Genomic DNA, 5,556 nt, shown 5'->3' with positions numbered 1-5,556 from the left:
TTGATTGATCGAAATTATTTTCATTGATTGATGGTAGAAATTACTCGAAGTTTATTTGAGAAATATTTGTCAGAAAATTGATGAGCCAAGATTGGTGCCCTTTAAAGGTACTACTGATTTTAAACTGAAGAGTTTGATCATGGCTCAGATTGAACGCTGGCGGCAGGCTTAACACATGCAAGTCGAGCGGGGAAAGGTAGCTTGCTACCTGACCTAGCGGCGGACGGGTGAGTAATGCTTAGGAATCTGCCTATTAGTGGGGGACAACATCTCGAAAGGGATGCTAATACCGCATACGTCCTACGGGAGAAAGCAGGGGACCTTCGGGCCTTGCGCTAATAGATGAGCCTAAGTCGGATTAGCTAGTTGGTGGGGTAAAGGCCTACCAAGGCGACGATCTGTAGCGGGTCTGAGAGGATGATCCGCCACACTGGGACTGAGACACGGCCCAGACTCCTACGGGAGGCAGCAGTGGGGAATATTGGACAATGGGGGGAACCCTGATCCAGCCATGCCGCGTGTGTGAAGAAGGCCTTTTGGTTGTAAAGCACTTTAAGCGAGGAGGAGGCTACCGAGATTAATACTCTTGGATAGTGGACGTTACTCGCAGAATAAGCACCGGCTAACTCTGTGCCAGCAGCCGCGGTAATACAGAGGGTGCAAGCGTTAATCGGATTTACTGGGCGTAAAGCGCGCGTAGGTGGCCAATTAAGTCAAATGTGAAATCCCCGAGCTTAACTTGGGAATTGCATTCGATACTGGTTGGCTAGAGTATGGGAGAGGATGGTAGAATTCCAGGTGTAGCGGTGAAATGCGTAGAGATCTGGAGGAATACCGATGGCGAAGGCAGCCATCTGGCCTAATACTGACACTGAGGTGCGAAAGCATGGGGAGCAAACAGGATTAGATACCCTGGTAGTCCATGCCGTAAACGATGTCTACTAGCCGTTGGGGCCTTTGAGGCTTTAGTGGCGCAGCTAACGCGATAAGTAGACCGCCTGGGGAGTACGGTCGCAAGACTAAAACTCAAATGAATTGACGGGGGCCCGCACAAGCGGTGGAGCATGTGGTTTAATTCGATGCAACGCGAAGAACCTTACCTGGTCTTGACATAGTAAGAACTTTCCAGAGATGGATTGGTGCCTTCGGGAACTTACATACAGGTGCTGCATGGCTGTCGTCAGCTCGTGTCGTGAGATGTTGGGTTAAGTCCCGCAACGAGCGCAACCCTTTTCCTTATTTGCCAGCGGGTTAAGCCGGGAACTTTAAGGATACTGCCAGTGACAAACTGGAGGAAGGCGGGGACGACGTCAAGTCATCATGGCCCTTACGACCAGGGCTACACACGTGCTACAATGGTCGGTACAAAGGGTTGCTACCACGCGAGTGGATGCTAATCTCAAAAAGCCGATCGTAGTCCGGATTGGAGTCTGCAACTCGACTCCATGAAGTCGGAATCGCTAGTAATCGCGGATCAGAATGCCGCGGTGAATACGTTCCCGGGCCTTGTACACACCGCCCGTCACACCATGGGAGTTTGTTGCACCAGAAGTAGGTAGTCTAACCTTAGGGGGGACGCTTACCACGGTGTGGCAGATGACTGGGGTGAAGTCGTAACAAGGTAGCCGTAGGGGAACCTGCGGCTGGATCACCTCCTTAACGAAAGATTGACGATTGGTAAGAATCCACAACAAGTTGTTCTTCATACGATGTATCTGAGGGTCTGTAGCTCAGTTGGTTAGAGCACACGCTTGATAAGCGTGGGGTCACAAGTTCAAGTCTTGTCAGACCCACCACTATCTGACTACAGAAGAAAAGATACATTGACTTATTGATAAGCTGGGGACTTAGCTTAGTTGGTAGAGCGCCTGCTTTGCACGCAGGAGGTCAGGAGTTCGACTCTCCTAGTCTCCACCATACATTCCTTCGGAATGTATAAAGACAAAAGCTAATAAATAGACAATCAGTTGATTGTTAGTTTAGTCCTTAAGCGATCAAGTGTTTAGATCCTAGAGATTAACAAGTACAAGCGTTATGATACGCGGACTTGATAACCTCTGTGATTTATCACAGTTTCCTGACCTGACGAAGGCTGGAAAAATCATTAACAGAATATATTTGAGTTGAAATAATTTGTTCAAACTCGTTTTAAACAACCTAGCAAGCAATTGTGAAAGTTGAATGAAATGAGTTCTAGCGAAATTAACTGAATCAAGCGTTTTGGTATATGAATCTAATTGAAGCTGTACAGTAGTTAAATCTACGAAACGCCAACTGTATGAGAGTGTTGAAAGACACGATCTGTTGCTTATCCCACTTGTAAGGATAAACGACTGTTTGGGGTTGTATAGTCAAGTAATTAAGTGCATGTGGTGGATGCCTTGGCAGTCAGAGGCGATGAAAGACGTGATAGCCTGCGAAAAGCTCCGGGGAGGCGGCAAATATCCTGTGATCCGGAGATGTCTGAATGGGGAAACCCACTTACCATAAGGTAGGTATTGCAACATGAATACATAGTGTTGCAAGGCGAACGAGGGGAAGTGAAACATCTCAGTACCCTTAGGAAAAGAAATCAATTGAGATTCCCTCAGTAGCGGCGAGCGAAAGGGGAAGAGCCCATTAAGTCATATAAGTTCTAGTGGAACGCTCTGGGAAGTGCGACCGTAGATGGTGATAGTCCTGTACACGAAAGGGCTTATATGATGATGTCGAGTAGGGCGAGGCACGTGAAACCTTGTCTGAATATGGGGGGACCATCCTCCAAGGCTAAATACTCCTGACTGACCGATAGTGAACCAGTACCGTGAGGGAAAGGCGAAAAGAACCCCTGTGAGGGGAGTGAAATAGATCCTGAAACCGCATGCATACAAGCAGTGGGAGCCGGCTTAGTCCGGTGACTGCGTACCTTTTGTATAATGGGTCAGCGACTTATATTCAGTAGCAAGGTTAACCGCATAGGGGAGCCGTAGGGAAACCGAGTCTTAATAGGGCGTTTAGTTGCTGGGTATAGACCCGAAACCAGGTGATCTATCCATGAGCAGGTTGAAGGTTGGGTAACACTAACTGGAGGACCGAACCCACTGTCGTTGAAAAGCCAGGGGATGACTTGTGGATAGGGGTGAAAGGCTAATCAAACTTGGTGATAGCTGGTTCTCCCCGAAAGCTATTTAGGTAGCGCCTCGGACGAATACCATTGGGGGTAGAGCACTGTTTCGGCTAGGGGGTCATCCCGACTTACCAAACCGATGCAAACTCCGAATACCAATGAGTACTATCCGGGAGACAGACTGCGGGTGCTAACGTCCGTAGTCAAGAGGAAAACAATCCAGACCGCCAGCTAAGGCCCCAAAATTATAGTTAAGTGGGAAACGATGTGGGAAGGCATAGACAGCTAGGAGGTTGGCTTAGAAGCAGCCACCCTTTAAAGAAAGCGTAATAGCTCACTAGTCGAGTCGGCCTGCGCGGAAGATGTAACGGGGCTAAAACTATATGCCGAAGCTGCGGATGCATAATTTATTATGCGTGGTAGGGGAGCGTTCTGTAAGCCGATGAAGGTGGATTGAGAAGTCTGCTGGAGGTATCAGAAGTGCGAATGCTGACGTGAGTAACGACAATGCGAGTGAAAAACTCGCACGCTGAAAGACCAAGGGTTCCAGTCCAACGTTAATCGGGGCTGGGTGAGTCGACCCCTAAGGCGAGGCCGAGAGGCGTAGTCGATGGGAAATTGGTTAATATTCCAATACTTCTGTGTAATGCGATGAGAGGACGGAGAAGGTTAAGTCAGCCTGGCGTTGGTTGTCCAGGTGGAAGGTTGTAGGCATGTATCTTAGGCAAATCCGGGGTACTCTATGCTGAGAACTGATAGCAAGCTGTACTTGTACAGTGAAGTGGCTGATACCATGCTTCCAGGAAAAGTCTCTAAGCTTCAGTTACACAGGAATCGTACCCGAAACCGACACAGGTGGTCAGGTCGAGTAGACCAAAGCGCTTGAGAGAACTCTGCTGAAGGAACTAGGCAAAATGGTACCGTAACTTCGGGAGAAGGTACGCTGTTGTCTGTGATAGGACTTGCTCCTTGAGCGGCCGACAGCCTCAGAAACCAGGCCCCTGCAACTGTTTATTAAAAACATAGCACTCTGCAAACACGAAAGTGGACGTATAGGGTGTGATGCCTGCCCGGTGCTGGAAGGTTAATTGATGGGGTTAGCGTAAGCGAAGCTCTTGATCGAAGCCCCAGTAAACGGCGGCCGTAACTATAACGGTCCTAAGGTAGCGAAATTCCTTGTCGGGTAAGTTCCGACCTGCACGAATGGCATAATGATGGGGGCGCTGTCTCCAGCAGAGACTCAGTGAAATCGAATTCGCCGTGAAGATGCGGTGTACCCGCGGCTAGACGGAAAGACCCCGTGAACCTTTACTGCAGCTTGACATTGAACTTTGATCTTACTTGTGTAGGATAGGTGGGAGGCTTTGAAGTCGCGACGCTAGTTGCGATGGAGCCGTCCTTGAAATACCACCCTGGTAATATTGAGGTTCTAACTCTGTCCCGTTATCCGGGACGAGGACCATGTCTGGTGGGTAGTTTGACTGGGGCGGTCTCCTCCTAAAGAGTAACGGAGGAGTACGAAGGTGCGCTCAGCGTGGTCGGAAATCACGCGTAGAGTATAAAGGCAAAAGCGCGCTTAACTGCGAGACCCACAAGTCGAGCAGGTACGAAAGTAGGTCTTAGTGATCCGGTGGTTCTGTATGGAAGGGCCATCGCTCAACGGATAAAAGGTACTCTGGGGATAACAGGCTGATACCGCCCAAGAGTTCATATCGACGGCGGTGTTTGGCACCTCGATGTCGGCTCATCTCATCCTGGGGCTGAAGCAGGTCCCAAGGGTATGGCTGTTCGCCATTTAAAGAGGTACGCGAGCTGGGTTTAGAACGTCGTGAGACAGTTCGGTCCCTATCTACCGTGGGCGTTGGAAATTTGAGAGGATCTGCTCCTAGTACGAGAGGACCAGAGTGGACGAACCTCTGGTGTACCGGTTGTCACGCCAGTGGCATCGCCGGGTAGCTATGTTCGGAAGGGATAACCGCTGAAAGCATCTAAGCGGGAAGCCTACCTCAAGATAAGATTTCCCCGAGACTTTATGTCTCCTAAAGAGCCGTTGAAGACTACGACGTTGATAGGTTGGATGTGGAAGCATAGTGATATGTGAAGCTGACCAATACTAATTGCTCGTGAGGCTTGACTATACAACACCCAAACAGTTGTTGTATTAAGCATCAATCGATTCGATATTCAGCAAAACAGCTTGATTTAGTGAACGCTAAAGAACAAAATACCCAACTCAGATATACCTGTTAATAACTCATTTGATGAAAGCTAGGCACGAAGAGCACTGCTCTGAGGTTAGACCCAAGCAAATAGTCATAAACAGTTGTGCTGGCGACCATAGCAAGAGTGAACCACCTGATCCCTTCCCGAACTCAGAAGTGAAACCTCTTAGCGCTGATGGTAGTGTGGGGTTACCCATGTGAGAGTAAGTCATCGCCAGCTCATTATTC

General features: G+C 49.0%; 2 tRNA genes and 3 rRNA genes. All 5 read left to right on the top strand.

Annotated features, from left to right (window positions below):
* Positions 1-121: 121 nt before the first annotated feature.
* A 16S ribosomal RNA gene (locus tag ACP7BU_RS15250) occupies positions 122-1,659 on the top strand.
* 60 nt (positions 1,660-1,719) lie between these two features.
* A tRNA-Ile gene (locus tag ACP7BU_RS15245) sits at positions 1,720-1,796 on the top strand.
* Between the two features lie 45 nt (positions 1,797-1,841).
* A tRNA-Ala gene (locus tag ACP7BU_RS15240) sits at positions 1,842-1,917 on the top strand.
* Between the two features lie 432 nt (positions 1,918-2,349).
* A 23S ribosomal RNA gene (locus ACP7BU_RS15235) occupies positions 2,350-5,244 on the top strand.
* Positions 5,245-5,433: 189 nt separating this feature from the next.
* Positions 5,434-5,548: ribosomal RNA gene (gene rrf, locus ACP7BU_RS15230) — 5S ribosomal RNA — on the top strand.
* The 16S, 23S and 5S rRNA genes sit together here with 2 tRNA genes alongside, the layout of an rRNA operon.
* Positions 5,549-5,556: the final 8 nt, after the last annotated feature.

Source organism: Acinetobacter sp. 40AMC3-4, from assembly GCF_049898185.1.
In the GTDB taxonomy this organism is placed as follows: domain Bacteria; phylum Pseudomonadota; class Gammaproteobacteria; order Pseudomonadales; family Moraxellaceae; genus Acinetobacter.
Note: the sequence above shows the minus strand (reverse complement) of the source record. Positions and strands in the feature narration are given on the sequence as shown.